Below are 14,874 nucleotides of genomic sequence, written 5' to 3'. Positions count from 1 at the left end.
ACATTGGGATAAAGATTAAACTGAAACCGTATTCAAAAACCTATTTCAGGAGGCTACGAAAGATGAGAAACAAAAGGGGTATCTTAGCGTCATTGATGTCAGTAGCGCTAGTCAGCACCGTGCTGACAGCTTGCACGACCGGGACTGGAAAGTCCACTGAATCAGAAGACTCGAAAACGAGCGGGACCAACGGAAAGGTTGAAAAAGTTGTTATAGCCATGCCGTCATTTAATAAAATTCCCGATGACATGAGCAGCATAAATGACGCAATTAACAAAATTACAACAAAGAAGATTAATGTGCAAGTAGACTTTAAAGTATATGGACCTGCAGACTACGGGCAAAAAGTAAATTTGGCTCTTCAAAGCGGAGAACAACTAGATTTATTTACCAGTCCGGGTCAATTTCCAAGCTATGCTGCAAAAAAACAACTCTATCCGCTGGAAGATTTAATCAATAAATACGGTCAAGAAACAAAAGCCATTCTAGACAAAGACTTCGGCGACGGACTGTTGAAAGCAACATCGATGAACGGGCATATTTATGGAATTCCCGCCAATAAAGGAATGTCTATTCCGATCAACTTTGTATATAACGCCGACATGTTGAAAGAAACAGGTTTTACTGCAGACGACATTAAGTCAGTCAATGATTTGCCTAAAATATTCGATGCCGTAATGAAAAAGCACCCGGATGTTGTGCCCTTTGCTCCGATTAATGTCAATCCAAGTGATACCAATCTGGTTAGATTGTTAAGAGGAACAAATGACATAGATCTTCTAACCGATGAATCAGGGGTTGGTGTAGTTGTTGGAAATGGCAATAAAGTAGTTAATCTTTATGAAACAGATATTTTTAGAAACGGCGTTAACATGATGAGAGATTGGTACAATAAAGGCTATCTGCAAAAAGATGCGGCCACAACTTCAACCAGTTATTCCGATTTAGCTTCATCAGGACGCGGATTCTCCACGTTAGGTGGTTATAGCGGTATGGAAGCAAGTAAGGCGTTAAGTGCCCAGACCGGCAAGAACATCGCCATGAAACGAATTGCTCCATTTTATTTTGATACACAAGCAGTAGACTTCGTTGTTTGGATGATGTCAAGTACGACCGAAGTACCCGAAGCTGCCATGAAATTCTTGAACTTAATTTATACGGATAAAGATCTATTAAATACGATGCTTTATGGAATTGAAGGACGGGATTATGTAAAAGTGGACGACCATCATGTCAAATATCCGGATGGAAAAGATGCATCAACTGTTCCTTACACTGCACAGTTATCCTCCGGCATTCTCGGCTCCGAGTCGCTTCAGTATGCACTGGAAGGTACGGATTGGAAAGATACCGAGTTTAAGCTTAAAGAGAACAAAGAAACGAAAAGGTCGCCATACTTTGGATTCATCTTCGACCAATCTTCCGTAAAAACGGAGTTAAGTGCAGTAAACAATGTGATTAACCAATACATTCCTGGTTTGATCACTGGCGTGTTGGATCCGGATAAAACCATTCCTAAGTTTGTAAAAGCATTGAATGATGCTGGGGCGCAAATCATTATTCAGAAGAAGCAAGAGCAGTTGGATAAATGGATTGCTGAGCAAAAAAAATAAACATTTGGTGAAGAATGGAGCCGGAAACTGCTCCATTCTCCTTCCTTAAGGGGTACGTGTTATGGAGAATAAAGGAAATAAAAAAAGGAAGAAAGTGAGCAATACGTTGCCGCTTTTACTGATTGCTTCTCCCGGTTTGTTATACTTGTTGATCAATAATTTCATTCCGATGTTCGGGGTATTTATCGCATTTAAAGATATTGATTTTACAAAAGGAATATTCAGAAGCGATTGGATTGGGTTGAAAAATTTCGAGTTTTTATTCCGGACTTCCGATGCATGGATCATGACTAGAAATACGATTCTTTACAATGTCACATTTATCATTCTTGGTACCATTGTTTCCATATTCATAGCTATTCTGATGACCGAGCTATTAAATAAGTTTTACTCGAAGTTTTTTCAGTCAGGTTTAATTCTTCCCAACCTGGTATCTATGGTGATCGTATCTTTTCTCGTATTTGCTTACTTTAATGCAGATAGCGGCTTTATTAATCATTCGATTTTACAACCACTGGGGATATCGGGAATTAATTGGTATTCGGAGCCTAAATATTGGCCTTTCATACTTGTTATCTTACAGCTTTGGAAAACAGCGGGATATGGTTCTATCGTTTACTTCGGTTTTATCGCGGGAATCGATAAAAGTATTTATGAAGCCGCTAAAATTGATGGAGCAGGTAAACTAAAGCAAATTTTTATGATCACACTTCCTTTGCTGACGCCAACCATTATCATTCTGGGATTAATATCGGTCGGCAGAATATTTAATTCCGATTTTGGACTCTTTTATCAAGTACCGTTAAATGCGGGCGCTTTATACAGCACAACACAAACCATCGATACTTATGTATATCGAGCTCTTATGCAGGTTAACGATATTGGTATGTCAGCGGCGGCTGGTCTTTATCAGTCACTGGTAGGCTTTATTCTTGTCATTGTAGCAAACAGTATTGTAAGGAGAATAAACTCCGACAATGCACTTTTTTAGGGGGAATCCATCATGACGAGTTTACAATCAAGAGGAGAACGGGCATTTACGATGTTCTCCGCGGCAGCCATGACCTTAATTACCGCATTTGCTTTTTTACCTTTTATATTGATGCTAATGGCATCGTTTACGGACGAAAAAACGCTAATAAGAGACGGATATAGTTACTTTCCGAATAAAATGAGCATCGAAGCCTACGTGTTTTTGTTCAGTAATGCGTCGACCTTTGTGAGGGCATACGGAGTCTCTATTTTGGTGACTGTCGTTGGAACAGGCATCAGTCTCGCGATAACGACAATGCTTGCATATCCAATGTCGAGAAAGGATTTTAAGTACCATAATGTCCTTGCATTTATCGTATTCTTCACCATGTTGTTTAACGGAGGCATTGTATCTTCCTACATGATGTGGACAAAAGTTTTTTCGATTAAAGACTCGTTAGCCGCACTGATTGTACCCAATATGCTGATGAATGGATTTAATGTTCTACTGGTAAGGAATTTCTATAAACATAATGTGCCTGCCGCGCTTATCGAATCGGCTCAAATTGACGGAGCTAGCGAAATAAGAACTTTTTACAGCATTATGCTGCCGCTTTCGGTTCCAGTTATGGCAACAATCGGTTTGTTTACGGGACTTGCTTACTGGAACGATTGGATTAATGCATTATATTTTATCACGAAACCTCAATATTATGGTATCCAGAATTTGTTGATCCGTCTGATGAACAATATTCAATTTTTAAAATCAAGCCAAGCGAGTAGCCTGCTAGGTGCCGGTGCAGCGGATCTTCCATCCACAGCGGTACGGATGGCAATGGGTATTATCGCTATCGTCCCAATTCTGTTCGTACTTCCTTTCCTGCAGAAATATCTCACGAAGGGCGTCGTTGTCGGCGCCGTAAAAGGTTAATCACTTTATAAAACGAAGGATGGTTATGAAATGAATGTTCAGCAGGTAATTGAAGCGATTCTTACGGATTCATGCGGCACTTTCAGACTAGAGAAAACTGGCGATAGATTGGTGAGTGGAAGCCCCAATACGGAGGTAACCGGTATTGTAACGACGTTTATGGCAACAGTCGATGTGATTAATCAGGCTATCGCTTGCGGGGCTAATATGATCATCACACACGAACCCACCTTCTATACAGGAATCGACGAATTGGACTGGCTTCAGGATGACCCTGTATATCAGGCAAAGCGAAAATTATTAGAGGATCAACAAATTGCGATCTGGCGTTATCATGATTACATGCACATGGCAAAGACAGATCGAATTTACGACGGACTTCTTAAGGAGATCGGTTGGGAAGACAATTTGTTGGAAAAGCACCCGCCTCACACCTACCAAATTGAGGAGGTCTCTTTGAGAGAACTGACAGGATTCTTTAAAGATAAATTGGGTATGGATGTGATCCAAATCGTAGGCGATCCTGCCATGAAGTGTTCAAGAGTTGGAATTCTGGTAGGCGGAGGCAGCTTGGGTCTTGGAAGAGAGCAAATGCCCATGGAGCTGATGCGCGATAAGAACTTGGATGTCATCGTATGCGGTGAAATCGTGGAATGGACACTTTGCGCTTATGTCAACGATGCACGTATGCTCGGACTAAATAAAGCCATGATAGTCGTTGGTCATGAGCGAAGCGAGGAATGGGGAATGAAATTTATGGCCGAATGGCTGAAGCCTTTGGTAGCTGGCCTCCCGGTTTCATTTATCGATGCAAAGGAGCCTTTTCTGTATCTGTAAGCCTAATGATATGAGATGAAATATAAAGGAGAATAGAACGATGGCGATGCTGCAGGTTAACTTTTTTTCTAAGGCGATGCGAAGAGAAGTCACGTTTCATGCGCTTGTTCCGTTGGATGTTATGGAGTTCCCAGGGCAAACAAAAACGGAGAAGAAGCCGATAAAAGCGCTCTATCTGTTGAATGGATACAGTGGCACCTATTCAGACTGGATCAGCTTTTCAAGAATTCGGGAGTTATCCGACAAATACCGTGTTGCGGTTTTTATGCCAGCCGGAGAAAACCATTTTTATCTGGATGATGTAGATAAAGGGGCATTATACGGAGAATATGTCGGAAATGAACTAGTAGCATTTACACGTGACATGTTCCCATTATCCCATCGAAGAGAAGACACCTTCATAGGTGGTTTATCGATGGGCGGGTATGGAGCCATTCGGAACGGTTTAAAATATGCAGAACATTTTAGCCGTATCATCGCATTGTCTTCGGCCATCATTACTTATAAGATCGCAAATGCTAGTGTAGATTATAACGATGGCATAGCGGATTATAAATATTTTACGAGAGTATTCGGTGACTTGGATCAGCTTCAAGGGAGCGATAAAGACCCGGAGGCTCTGATCTTGAGCTTGAAGCGGAAAGAAGCGGCAGTTCCTGGGCTGTATTTGGCTTGTGGTTCCGAAGATTTCCTATTGGATGTCAATCAGCAATTTCGCGATTTTCTAATTGCCGAGCAGGTAGAGATCACGTATGTAGAAAGCTCGGGGGCCCATACATGGGATTTTTGGAATGAATACATCGAAAAAGCTTTATTGTGGGCATTGCAATAAATACCGGGAAGTGATGATGTGTTTGAATTCAAGGATAACATACCTTTTAGAGAAAAGAAGAATGATATCTTGACTGTGGGCGAGCTTCTTATCGATATGATGACAACGGAATATGACAATAACGATGAATGTAATACGTATCGTAAACTGTTTGGGGGATCTCCGTCCAATATTGCTTTGAATGTAAAAAAATTAGGGGTTAACCCGATTATAGTATCAACAGTTGGAGAAGACGGGTTGGGCAGGTTTCTCATTAATCAACTGAAACATGCGGATATCGATACGGATCATATCCAGCGTGCCGATGAATCCACAAGTATGGTCGTTGTAACAAAGAGTGTATCTACACCTATTCCGATATTTTATCGAGGTGCTGATTATCAGATATCTTATACGCCCAAGCTTGAAGACTCCCTAATCAATTCCAAAATCGTTCACTTCTCCTGCTGGCCGATATCGAGAGTTCCGTCTCGCTATACGATTGAAAGGGTTATTGATACGGCAAGAAACCATGATGTTCTGATTGGATTCGACCCCAACTATCATCCGATGATATGGCAAAAGGGCGAGAATGGAATCGAATATGTAAAATCCATTATCGGTAAAGTTGATATTGTAAAGCCTTCGGAGGACGATGCTGAGAGATTATTTGGAAAAGCGGTGCCTGAGCGTTATCTCGATAATTTCTTAGAACTGGGTGCTAGACTGGTTATTTTGACATTGGGGAAAGACGGCGCCATCGTTTCTAATGGAAGAGAGACGATTACATTCAACTCTTTGGCTACTCAGGTTGAAGATACTACTGGAGCCGGAGATGCATTTTGGTCGGGATTTTATGCGGCAATCGTCAAAGGATATTCGTTGAAACACGCTCTTTCCTTGGGATTCGCCGTGAGTGCTTATAAATTGAAATATACAGGAGCCATTGTGAATTTACCGAATCTCGAGGATATAAAAGAAAAATACGGATTATAGGAGAGTCGCTATATGCCAGTGAAAAACCAAGTACAGCTGATCACTTATCCTGATTCCTTGGGTGGTGATTTGAAGGCTCTTAAACAGGTGCTCTTTCAACATTTTTCCGATGTGTTTAAAGGTGGCGTTCATATTTTGCCTCCTTTCCCGTCTTCCGGAGACAGAGGATTTGCTCCACTCACCTATCTGGAAATTGAGCCGAGCTTCGGTACATGGGACGATATTAGAGCCATTGGAGAACGCTTTGATGTATTGGTCGATGTGATGGTAAACCATATTTCGAGGCAGTCCGAATATTTCCAGGATTTCCTCAGAAAGGGGCGCCAATCGGCATATGCCGACTTTTTTCTATCATTAGATAAAATATGGGAGGATGGCCAGCCGGTTCAAGAAGACATTGCCAAAATGTTTCTGCGCAGACCGGTTCCTTATTCTACTTTTACCATTGAAGAAACTGGAGAGGAAGAGAAGGTATGGACGACGTTCGGCAAGCAGGACCCGTCCGAACAGATTGATCTAGATATCGGATCGGATAAGGTGAGGCAGCTGCTGATCGATATTTTTAACAATTTCAAGAAACAGAATGTCAAGATCGTTCGGCTGGATGCTGTCGGATATCTTATTAAGAAGCTGGGAACAAGCTGTTTTTTTGTTGAGCCGGACATTTACGAATTCCTTGATTGGATTTTGGATCTTGCGAAATCGTTGGACATCGAATTGCTTCCTGAAGTTCATGCTCATTACACCATTCAGTACAAGCTTGCGGAGCACGGCTGCTGGATTTATGATTTTATACTGCCCTACACCGTACTAGATGCTTTGATCTATAAGTCAAACGTGCATCTGTACAGCTATCTGAAGACTCGTCCTCAAAAACAGTTCACCATGCTGGATTGTCACGATGGTATACCTGTTAAGCCAGACATGGATGGTTTGATCGATTCGAAAGAAGCTAGAAAATTGGTGGACTTATGCGTGGAAAGAGGTTCGAATCTTAGCCTCATAGTATCTAATGAGCATAAGGCTGAGGATGGCTTCGATGTTCATCAAATCAGATGCTCTTATTACTCTGTTCTCGGTTGTGACGACGACGCCTATTTAGCGGCAAGAGCCATTCAATTCTTCGTGCCGGGAATCCCTCAAGTCTACTATGTCGGACTTCTGGCAGGAGAAAACGATTTGGAGCGTATAAAGAGTACCGGAGAAGGCCGAGAAATCAACCGTCATAACTTCAGTCTTGAGGAAATCGAAAAGTCTCTTGAGAAGAATGTAGTTCAAAGATTGATTAAACTTATCAAATTTAGAAATGAATATGAGGCATTCGACGGAGAGTTCACCGTTTTACCCTCGGCCACCGACGAAATTCGGTTTGGTTGGAAAAAGGATCATCAGAATTGTCAGCTGTTGATCGATCTGAAAACCTATAGGACTGTCATTGAATACATCGGGGAAACTGGTGAGGTATTAGAATATGCCTTATAATCCGTTACAGGTCTGATCTCAAAAAGAATGAGAAAACGACAAAAAGAAATCTCTCTTTTGGTAAATGGAGGTACCACCCAACCATCTACAAAAGGAGAGATTTCTTATTGCAAGCTATATAAGTCAACTCGTTTCCTCGGGTATCCGCTTTATCGTGCTGCTGCGGACAATAAGGGTCGGGACGATCTCATCCTTGAGTATACCTTTTTCGGAGTCGGAGGACCACTCGAACAGGAGCATTTCCGTTGCGCGCGAGCCAAGCTTCCGAGCATAAAGCATTCGGCGTAGCCGGCGGAACGGCTGTTCCGATTCTGAAATCGCTCCAAACCGATGATTACTGGAGAAAAGGCATCGTTGAAGGCAAGAATACGGACGCTTTCGTATTCGATGTTGATAAAACGGTCGGACGCGACACCGACGTCCTGCTGAAGGCCGAAGCGGGCCAAAAAGTCGAGTCCGAAGTCAGTGAAGCGCTCAAGAAATATGTAGCTAATGAAACATCATTGGAGGATGCACTGAAGAAAGCCGATGAGGTAATCAACGGCACACAGAGTAAATAAACAAAAGGCGGAAAAGCAGATTCTATGCTTTTCCGCTTTTTTTAACATTCCGCAGCTGCTACTTAATCATTTGAATCCGGATTAACGGGGTATAAGCGATTGGTCAGCTGTCCTGTCCTGTATTGGCGAGGGGAGCTAAACCAATGTTCTCGTTGATTCCGCAGTAAACGGGACGAGCTCGTCTAATCGGCCCTCGCGGATTTTGGCTACCCATTCGGGATCATTCAACAGTGCGCGGCCGACGGCCACCAGATCAAATTCATTCCGATCTAACCGCTCAATTAATCCATCGATACTGACCGTTTCGGCGCCCTTGCCTTCTCTAAAGAGGCTAGTGAACTCCACGTCTAGACCAACTGATCCAACCGTTATTGTTGGCTTGCCCGTTAGCTTCTTCGTCCATCCGGCAAGATTGAGCTCAGAGCCTTCGAATTCCGGTTCCCAGAAACGACGAGTCGAGCAGTGGAAGATATCGACGCCAGCTTGGCTAAGAGGCGCAAGGAACTGAGCGAGTTCATCTGGTGTCTCTGCTAGTTTGGCCGTGTATTCCGCTCCTTTCCACTGGGAGAAACGCAGCACGATTGGGAAGTCAGGCCCAACTGCGGCACGGCAAGCTTCGATCACTTCTACCGCAAACCGCGTACGTTTCACCAAATCGCCCCCATAGCGATCCGTACGCTGATTGGTCTTCTTCCAGAAAAATTGATCAATCAGGTAACCATGCGCACCATGAAGCTCAATACCATCGAAGCCAATACGCTTCGCATCTGCTGCAGCTTGGGCATAAGCCTTCACGAGCTCACTGATTTCTTGCTCCGATAATGGCTCTGTAACTTTCTCTCCAGTGAGGCTAAGTCCTGATGGGCCGACAGGTAGTGCTTCTGGGTTTGGCTGAGCTCCGAGGGGGCGACTCATTCCAATATGCCAAAGCTGAGGAATGATTGTACCGCCAGCCTCATGAACATCTTTGACGACTTGAGCCCAGCCATTCAATGCAGCTTCGCCATGGAAATTCGGCACGTTCGGGCTGCTGCCCGCAGCAGGATGGTTGATCAATGTGCCTTCAGTTACGATTAGTCCGACACCATACTCTGCTCGGCGACGATAATAATCAGCAACATCTGCTCCTGGTACACCGTTTGGAGAGAATCCACGTGTCATTGGGGCCATAACGATACGATTAGCAAGGGATAAATGCCCTGCTTCGAAAGGTTTGAATAAAGAGTCAACGGAAAGCGCACGGGAAGAGCTTGAATTGTTGTTCATGAATACCTCCTTAGATTTATCGTTGAGAACGAAGCTTATTTCTTATTCTGTCATACGACAAATGAAAAGTAAAAAGCTCTCTGTTCCATTGGAGCATATAAACATGGAAATGTAAGATGGAATTAGTTAATTCTCTTATAGAAATTGTTGATTAGACTGATTCAGAAGGAAGGGTTAATATGATAATTAAATAAATAATGATATGAATAGTCGGAATTATACATGAGGAGGTATTCTAATGAGCATTTCCAATTATAGAAGTATGGCTACTGAGCGCCTTTTACGTGCCTTTCAGGAGGCGGTTACGTATAAGCAATTTTCCGATGAGGCTATCGTAAATAAGGAAATACTAGAAGCTAACTATGAAGCCTATTTATTGAATGAACAGGATCTCGCTTTCTTCGAAAGCTTAGAGCAACCTCTTGATGTGCTTGTGCTTGCTCATGATTGGTGCGGAGATGTCGTTGCTAATTTACCTCTTTTCGGCAAAATAGCGGATCAGACACATAAACTGAATTTGCATATCCTCCCTCGCGATCCCGATAATCAGGATATTGCTGAACTTTATCTGCATCCTGATGGCCGTAACCATATACCGACCTATATCTTCTTTAATCAAGCGGGTGAGGAGCTCGGTGTTTTTATTGAGAGACCGGAAGAGATTTCGGCGCTTTTCAGCCAATGGATCGATGCTTTTTGGGCGAATCATCCCGAATATGAGGGCCGTGGCAAGGCTATTGGAGAGTTAGAAGAGACAGTTAAAAAGTCACTTCTAGGCTACTTTAGAGAACAACGTGCTGAAGTCCTGGACCAAGAAAAGGGAGCTGTTATCCGTATTATTAATAATTTCAGCAACCAGTAAAGGGGGACATCAGGAGATGAAATTCGCGTTGTTCAGCTTATTGATGAATATCCCTAATGCTGTAACTGGGGAGGTCCTGACAGATCAGCAGAAGTTTCAGAATGTTCTAAAGCAAGCTGTTTTGGCAGAGGAGTTAGGATTTGACGCATACGGTGTGGGTGAGAGGCATGGTGAACCGTTCTTGTCTTCCTCTCCGCCGATCATATTGACGGCTATCGCTGCAAGAACCTTTCGCGTTCGGCTGCTGACAACGGTAACTGTTCTAAGTGTTCTAGACCCAGTTCGTGTTGCGGAGGATTATGCGACACTTGACCATCTCTCTGGCGGTCGATTAGAGGTCATTATTGGCAAAGGGAATGATCCTCGCCACTACCCATTATTCGGTATATCCGAGGAAGAGCAGTGGGATTCGCTTGCAGAGCGCTATGGGCTCTTGAAGCGTCTGTGGAACGAGGAGAATGTTACGTGGGAGGGCAAATATCGACCGCCTCTCGATAATGTTACTTCACAGCCGAGACCCTTTCAGCAGCAAATTCCTGTGTGGCATGGCAGTGCATCTAGTACACTATCTACGGAGCTGGCTGCCAAGTATGGCGAGCCGATTTTCTCTTCCAACTCCTTTCACCATCTGGCCAAATATAAAGCATTAATAGATCATTACCGCGAGCGCCTTGCCTTTTATGGTCATGATCCGAGTCAGGCTGTCGTTGGCTCAGGGGCAGGCAGCTTGTATTTGGCGAATACTCCGGAGGAAGCGGTTAAACGATTCCGCCCTTACTATGAGGCATTCCAAAGTACGGCTTCGGCTCAGCACAATCAATCGCCCTTCAAGGATCTTCAGGATACGATTGAGAATGGACCGTCATTAGTAGGCAGTGCGGAGCAGGTGATTGAGAAGATTTTGAATTACCAAAAGGCCTTTGGGCATCAGGTGCTGAGTATTAGCGTGGATGGATTGACGGAAGCAGAACAGCGTGAGCAAATCGAGAGATTCGCTACTGATGTTGCACCAGTAATCAGGCGTGAGGCTCCAAGCAAGCTGTGGGAGAGCAAGAATCCTATCCTGCTGGAGCCGGCGGTTCTATCCTAAAAAGTCTGCAAAAGCTTGAGAAATCAAGCTTTTTTTTGGTTCCCATAAAAGGAAACCATATTTCGAAACGAACAAAAAAAGGTTATAATGATTTTTTCGAGAATCACTCATTAAATACGAGCGGGAGGGTGACCCATGGAAGCAGCATACTTGCATCGCGAGATCATTAACCTGCAGCGAGAGCGGAATGAGCTAGTCAGAAGGGAATTATCAGACGAGGAAATCCATCGTTTTTTTGAGGAGAAGTATCGCATTTTCTCCAGAGAGAAAGGTTCTTTTAGCTGCGGCTGCTGTAATGAACGTGTTGTTATGGTGTTATTTCAAGACAAAGCAATATTTCGTCATTATAACAGTGAAGCCTGTGCGGGAGAAGCCAATTACACCAAATATAAGTCTGGACGGGAACGAAGCCATGAGAAAGCATTAAAGCAGGCGATGGCTAAAGTAATGATAGAAGATGCGCTTATGGAAGCCGACCAAGGTTATTATACCGTTCAGGAGGGTTATTTCTATAAGAAAGAGCTGCGATTTGTTCCTGACTTTCTGGTATCCTTTCCTAATGGAGAACAATGGACGATTGACTATGTTGTGAATCTTCGAGGGGATGGCAGCTTTCGCAAGAAGATTGAGCAGCGTCTGCGGAGCTACAAATCCAATGGCTTCAAGTCACTCTTCCTTATTGATCTGGATTGGCTGGCTTTGAATAAGGAGAGGAATATTTCCTTCAATCATTCTGAGATATCTTTGGCGGTGCCAATTAATGATTCCAATATGGCATGGGAATCCTTTATCTCTGCTCAGCCGCTGAATTGGGATAACTACCGGCGATATTTTCAGACTATGGCCGTTCAGGTAGAATCGCTTCTGTATCTTGATCTCAGCAGAGCAACCATCCAGCTCACTCGGTTTCTACAATTTCATAATAAATGGGGTGAGCTGTTGTTTCCCCCGCAAGATATGAAGCTAACCCAGCTTTTCTTATTGAACGAGCCATATTTGAAAGCAACTGGCCGCTTTAGTTTCCAATTCTACGCAGATGAAGAGGAGCGCTTTCAACAAAACTATATCGATGATCTTCGCAGTAGACTGGATAAGCACGAAGAAGAATTACAGATCAAGCAGCAGAGAGAAAAGCAGAGTAACTCCTCAAGGCGGTCATCTCTAACCCGGCCCGTACAAGCTCATATGGATAAGCTGCAAGAGCTGCTTGCGCGTTGCCTTGCATCACCTAAGCGTCCTTTGTATCCTTCGTTGGAGGATAACCTTAAGAAAGCGGCGCAGTATATAGAGCAGTACGAGCAGGGTGGAGAAGATTCGGATCAATTTTATCGAAGCGCATACAGCATTCTTACAAACATTAGTCATCCGCTCCTCGGAGAATAGATGGGCACAAGGGCACAATCAAGCTAAATTACTGCTCTTCACTAGCAACAACAGAATCCCGAATCTGTTCGAAAGTGAGCGGTTTATAATCCCAGTGCTCTACACAAACATTAAAGTAGTTTTTGCCTTCATACTTTTGACCATGGATATGACCATGGACGTTAACAAAAGGCATATGCTTGTTCATATACATAGGTTCATGCGTCAAGAAGAAGAAATCCTTATAGATAATCGGATGCTCACTAACCTCATCGAAGCCCACATCTAGCCACCAGCTTCTAGTGCGGCCACGGTCGTGATTACCGAGAATGATATGCTTATACCCATTGAGCTGTTTCACGATAGCTTGTGTTTTCTCATGATTCAAGAAAGAGAAATCGCCGAGATGAAAGACTTTATCCTCTTTTCCAACTACAGAATTCCAGCTTTTAATCATATACATATCCATCTCTTCCACATTTGCGAAAGGCCGCGTCTCAAAATCAATAATATGTTTATGGCCAAAATGATGATCCGATATGAAAAATACTTTCTGCATACGTGATTTCCCCCTCAGGTAATGAAGATAATGATTGGATGTATTTTATTTCTAAAGTTTACCATGTCCATTGGCTATCGTCATCACCTAGGTCTTGTGTGTAATCATATGCGGCTTTTTTTGCTGTTTATGCTCGACTTTTGTGATATGCTGGGATGTAATTAGAAAAAGGGAAGGTCGTGCATAAGTAATGGCGAATCGAGGTATAACTATTGGTCCTCCACGTTTTGCAGTTGCCGTGCATGCGATCGTAGGGCTGACCCAAAGCCGTGGCGTATTGAGCAGCTCCGCAATTGCATCTCAAGTTAATTCCCATGCCACCTTTTTACGAAGAGTGCTGCAGAATTTAGCTCACGCTGGCCTTGTTGAAGCTAGAGAAGGCCGTGAAGGAGGCTATATACTAGGTAAATCCTCCTGTCAAATTACCTTGGCAGATATTTACTTGGCAGTTAAGGCGGAATGTCCGACTGAAAGTGAAGAACATTCGGAGTGCGCAGAAAAGGGAAAGCAGTTGAATGATGTTCTGGAAACCATCTTTGATGATGCCGAAAAGCAGACCATCGATTATCTCAGCCATTTTACAATTGCGGATATTATGGATAAGGTTGATTTCTCACAGTAAAGCCATTCAAGAAATTATTTTGTATAGTCACTTGAAAAAGTAAAGTATCTATTCTATAATGAGCTTAAAGAGGTTGCAGTTAACACCGGTGACTGCATTTTTTTTAACAATAACTGTGCTTACAAAGGTCGCAGTATATAGTCCCGTACTTCACCATTATTCTTGAGCCTTAACGGCTCCAACCAATCAGGAGGGTTTAACAATGGCAAAGGTTCTATTCATCAAAGCGAATGATCGTCCAGCAGATCAAGCAACAAGTGTTAAATTATACGATGCGTTTATCAAAGCGTACACATCATCAAATCCGACCGACGAAATAACTGAACTCGATTTATTCAATGTCGAGCTTCCATATTACGATAACAGCTTTATCACAGCGTTATATAAGCAAGGTCAAGGCTTGGAGCTTACGGAAGAAGAAACAGCTAAAGCCAAACTAGTAAACAGTTATTTGGATCAATTCCTTGCAGCTGACAAAATCGTATTCGCATTCCCACTCTGGAACTTCACAACTCCTGCACAATTGGTTACTTATATTTCTTATCTGTCACAAGCTGGCAAAACATTCAAATATACAGCTGCGGGTCCGGTTGGACTTGTGACCGATAAGAAGGTCGTTCTTCTACACGCACGTGGCAGCGTATATTCCGAAGGACCGATGTCTAACATCGAAGCAGCTCTTCGTTTTGTTAAAGGTACTATTGGACTATGGGGATTGAAGGCAGAGGAAGTTATTATCGAAGGTCACAATCAATTCCCTGACCGCGCTCAAGATATCCTAAACACAGGCTTGGAAGAAGCGAAACAATTAGCAGCAACTTTCTAAGAAAATCAACTTCGTAAGAAGGAAAAAAGAGGATACCAGACGAATGGGTTAGGTTCTAACCACATCGTCTGGTTTTTCTTTTTAT

General features: G+C 43.1%; 15 protein-coding genes. 13 read left to right on the top strand and 2 right to left on the bottom strand.

Annotation, left to right across the window (positions count from 1 at the left end; genetic code table 11):
* Positions 1 to 62: 62 nt before the first annotated feature.
* The 8 genes from EKN16_RS09215 to EKN16_RS09180 all read left to right on the top strand — a co-directional run bounded on the left by EKN16_RS09215 (position 63) and on the right by EKN16_RS09180 (position 8,202).
* Positions 63 to 1,613, top strand: a complete 1,551-nt coding sequence (locus EKN16_RS09215; protein WP_125655657.1) for an ABC transporter substrate-binding protein — start codon at positions 63 to 65, stop codon at positions 1,611 to 1,613.
* A 61-nt stretch (positions 1,614 to 1,674) separates the two neighbouring features.
* Positions 1,675 to 2,604, top strand: a complete 930-nt coding sequence (locus EKN16_RS09210) for an ABC transporter permease (protein ID WP_125655655.1) — start codon at positions 1,675 to 1,677, stop codon at positions 2,602 to 2,604.
* A gap of 12 nt (positions 2,605 to 2,616) precedes the next feature.
* The gene (locus EKN16_RS09205) at positions 2,617 to 3,516 is read left to right on the top strand and encodes a carbohydrate ABC transporter permease (RefSeq protein ID WP_125655653.1); all 900 of its coding nucleotides are present in this window, start codon (positions 2,617 to 2,619) and stop codon (positions 3,514 to 3,516) included.
* Positions 3,517 to 3,546: 30 nt separating this feature from the next.
* Positions 3,547 to 4,353: a Nif3-like dinuclear metal center hexameric protein gene (locus tag EKN16_RS09200; RefSeq protein ID WP_125655651.1), complete on the top strand. Its 807-nt coding sequence runs from the start codon at positions 3,547 to 3,549 to the stop codon at positions 4,351 to 4,353.
* A 40-nt stretch (positions 4,354 to 4,393) separates the two neighbouring features.
* Positions 4,394 to 5,185: an alpha/beta hydrolase gene (locus EKN16_RS09195; RefSeq protein ID WP_125655649.1), complete on the top strand. Its 792-nt coding sequence runs from the start codon at positions 4,394 to 4,396 to the stop codon at positions 5,183 to 5,185.
* A gap of 18 nt (positions 5,186 to 5,203) precedes the next feature.
* Entirely contained in the window at positions 5,204 to 6,160 is a 957-nt protein-coding gene (locus tag EKN16_RS09190; RefSeq protein WP_125655647.1) for a carbohydrate kinase family protein, read from the top strand.
* A gap of 12 nt (positions 6,161 to 6,172) precedes the next feature.
* Positions 6,173 to 7,642 carry a sucrose phosphorylase gene (gtfA, locus tag EKN16_RS09185; protein WP_125655645.1) on the top strand — a complete coding sequence of 490 codons (1,470 nt, stop codon included), beginning with the start codon at positions 6,173 to 6,175 and terminating at the stop codon, positions 7,640 to 7,642.
* A gap of 245 nt (positions 7,643 to 7,887) precedes the next feature.
* Positions 7,888 to 8,202 carry a hypothetical protein gene (locus EKN16_RS09180; protein ID WP_125655643.1) on the top strand — a complete coding sequence of 105 codons (315 nt, stop codon included), beginning with the start codon at positions 7,888 to 7,890 and terminating at the stop codon, positions 8,200 to 8,202.
* A 135-nt stretch (positions 8,203 to 8,337) separates the two neighbouring features.
* On the opposite strand, the gene EKN16_RS09175 is transcribed toward EKN16_RS09180, so the two are convergent.
* Positions 8,338 to 9,468, bottom strand: coding sequence for an NADH:flavin oxidoreductase (locus EKN16_RS09175; RefSeq protein ID WP_125655641.1), 1,131 nt, complete (start codon positions 9,466 to 9,468; stop codon positions 8,338 to 8,340).
* A 238-nt stretch (positions 9,469 to 9,706) separates the two neighbouring features.
* Here EKN16_RS09175 and EKN16_RS09170 point away from each other — a divergent pair, with 238 nt between their 5' ends.
* The 3 genes from EKN16_RS09170 to EKN16_RS09160 all read left to right on the top strand — a co-directional run bounded on the left by EKN16_RS09170 (position 9,707) and on the right by EKN16_RS09160 (position 12,803).
* Positions 9,707 to 10,330: a thioredoxin family protein gene (locus EKN16_RS09170; RefSeq protein WP_125655639.1), complete on the top strand. Its 624-nt coding sequence runs from the start codon at positions 9,707 to 9,709 to the stop codon at positions 10,328 to 10,330.
* Between the two features lie 16 nt (positions 10,331 to 10,346).
* Positions 10,347 to 11,420: an LLM class flavin-dependent oxidoreductase gene (locus EKN16_RS09165; protein ID WP_125655637.1), complete on the top strand. Its 1,074-nt coding sequence runs from the start codon at positions 10,347 to 10,349 to the stop codon at positions 11,418 to 11,420.
* Between the two features lie 135 nt (positions 11,421 to 11,555).
* Complete coding sequence (locus EKN16_RS09160) at positions 11,556 to 12,803, top strand: hypothetical protein (protein ID WP_125655635.1); 1,248 nt, start codon at positions 11,556 to 11,558, stop codon at positions 12,801 to 12,803.
* Between the two features lie 28 nt (positions 12,804 to 12,831).
* Here EKN16_RS09160 and EKN16_RS09155 read toward each other — a convergent pair whose 3' ends face one another.
* The gene (locus tag EKN16_RS09155) at positions 12,832 to 13,341 is read right to left on the bottom strand and encodes a metallophosphoesterase (RefSeq protein ID WP_125655633.1); all 510 of its coding nucleotides are present in this window, start codon (positions 13,339 to 13,341) and stop codon (positions 12,832 to 12,834) included.
* Positions 13,342 to 13,531: 190 nt separating this feature from the next.
* On the opposite strand from EKN16_RS09155, the gene EKN16_RS09150 reads away from it, so the two are divergent.
* Both EKN16_RS09150 and EKN16_RS09145 read left to right on the top strand, forming a co-directional pair.
* On the top strand, positions 13,532 to 13,963 hold the full coding sequence (locus EKN16_RS09150; RefSeq protein WP_125655631.1) for an RrF2 family transcriptional regulator: 432 nt from the start codon (positions 13,532 to 13,534) through the stop codon (positions 13,961 to 13,963).
* Positions 13,964 to 14,165: 202 nt separating this feature from the next.
* A complete protein-coding gene (locus tag EKN16_RS09145) occupies positions 14,166 to 14,789 on the top strand; it encodes an FMN-dependent NADH-azoreductase (RefSeq protein WP_125655629.1) in 624 nt (207 codons plus the stop codon).
* The last annotated feature ends 85 nt before the right edge of the window (positions 14,790 to 14,874 follow it).

It is taken from the genome of Paenibacillus baekrokdamisoli (assembly GCF_003945345.1).
Taxonomy (GTDB): Bacteria; Bacillota; Bacilli; order Paenibacillales; family Paenibacillaceae; genus Paenibacillus_Z; species Paenibacillus_Z baekrokdamisoli.
The sequence above is the reverse complement of the archived record's forward strand: the minus strand, read 5'-3'. Positions and strand labels throughout refer to the sequence as shown.

Bases quoted from the DNA above. Each gene is read 5' to 3' on its own strand.
- EKN16_RS09175 (WP_125655641.1), bottom strand. From the start codon at position 9,468: ATGAACAACAATTCAAGCTCTTCCCGTGCGCTTTCCGTTGACTCTTTA.
- EKN16_RS09215 (WP_125655657.1), top strand. From the start codon at position 63: ATGAGAAACAAAAGGGGTATCTTAGCGTCATTGATGTCAGTAGCGCTA.
- EKN16_RS09205 (WP_125655653.1), top strand. From the start codon at position 2,617: ATGACGAGTTTACAATCAAGAGGAGAACGGGCATTTACGATGTTCTCC.
- EKN16_RS09195 (WP_125655649.1), top strand. From the start codon at position 4,394: ATGGCGATGCTGCAGGTTAACTTTTTTTCTAAGGCGATGCGAAGAGAA.
- EKN16_RS09200 (WP_125655651.1), top strand. From the start codon at position 3,547: ATGAATGTTCAGCAGGTAATTGAAGCGATTCTTACGGATTCATGCGGC.
- EKN16_RS09150 (WP_125655631.1), top strand. From the start codon at position 13,532: ATGGCGAATCGAGGTATAACTATTGGTCCTCCACGTTTTGCAGTTGCC.
- EKN16_RS09145 (WP_125655629.1), top strand. From the start codon at position 14,166: ATGGCAAAGGTTCTATTCATCAAAGCGAATGATCGTCCAGCAGATCAA.
- EKN16_RS09155 (WP_125655633.1), bottom strand. From the start codon at position 13,341: ATGCAGAAAGTATTTTTCATATCGGATCATCATTTTGGCCATAAACAT.
- EKN16_RS09160 (WP_125655635.1), top strand. From the start codon at position 11,556: ATGGAAGCAGCATACTTGCATCGCGAGATCATTAACCTGCAGCGAGAG.
- EKN16_RS09210 (WP_125655655.1), top strand. From the start codon at position 1,675: ATGGAGAATAAAGGAAATAAAAAAAGGAAGAAAGTGAGCAATACGTTG.
- EKN16_RS09165 (WP_125655637.1), top strand. From the start codon at position 10,347: ATGAAATTCGCGTTGTTCAGCTTATTGATGAATATCCCTAATGCTGTA.
- EKN16_RS09170 (WP_125655639.1), top strand. From the start codon at position 9,707: ATGAGCATTTCCAATTATAGAAGTATGGCTACTGAGCGCCTTTTACGT.
- gtfA (WP_125655645.1), top strand. From the start codon at position 6,173: ATGCCAGTGAAAAACCAAGTACAGCTGATCACTTATCCTGATTCCTTG.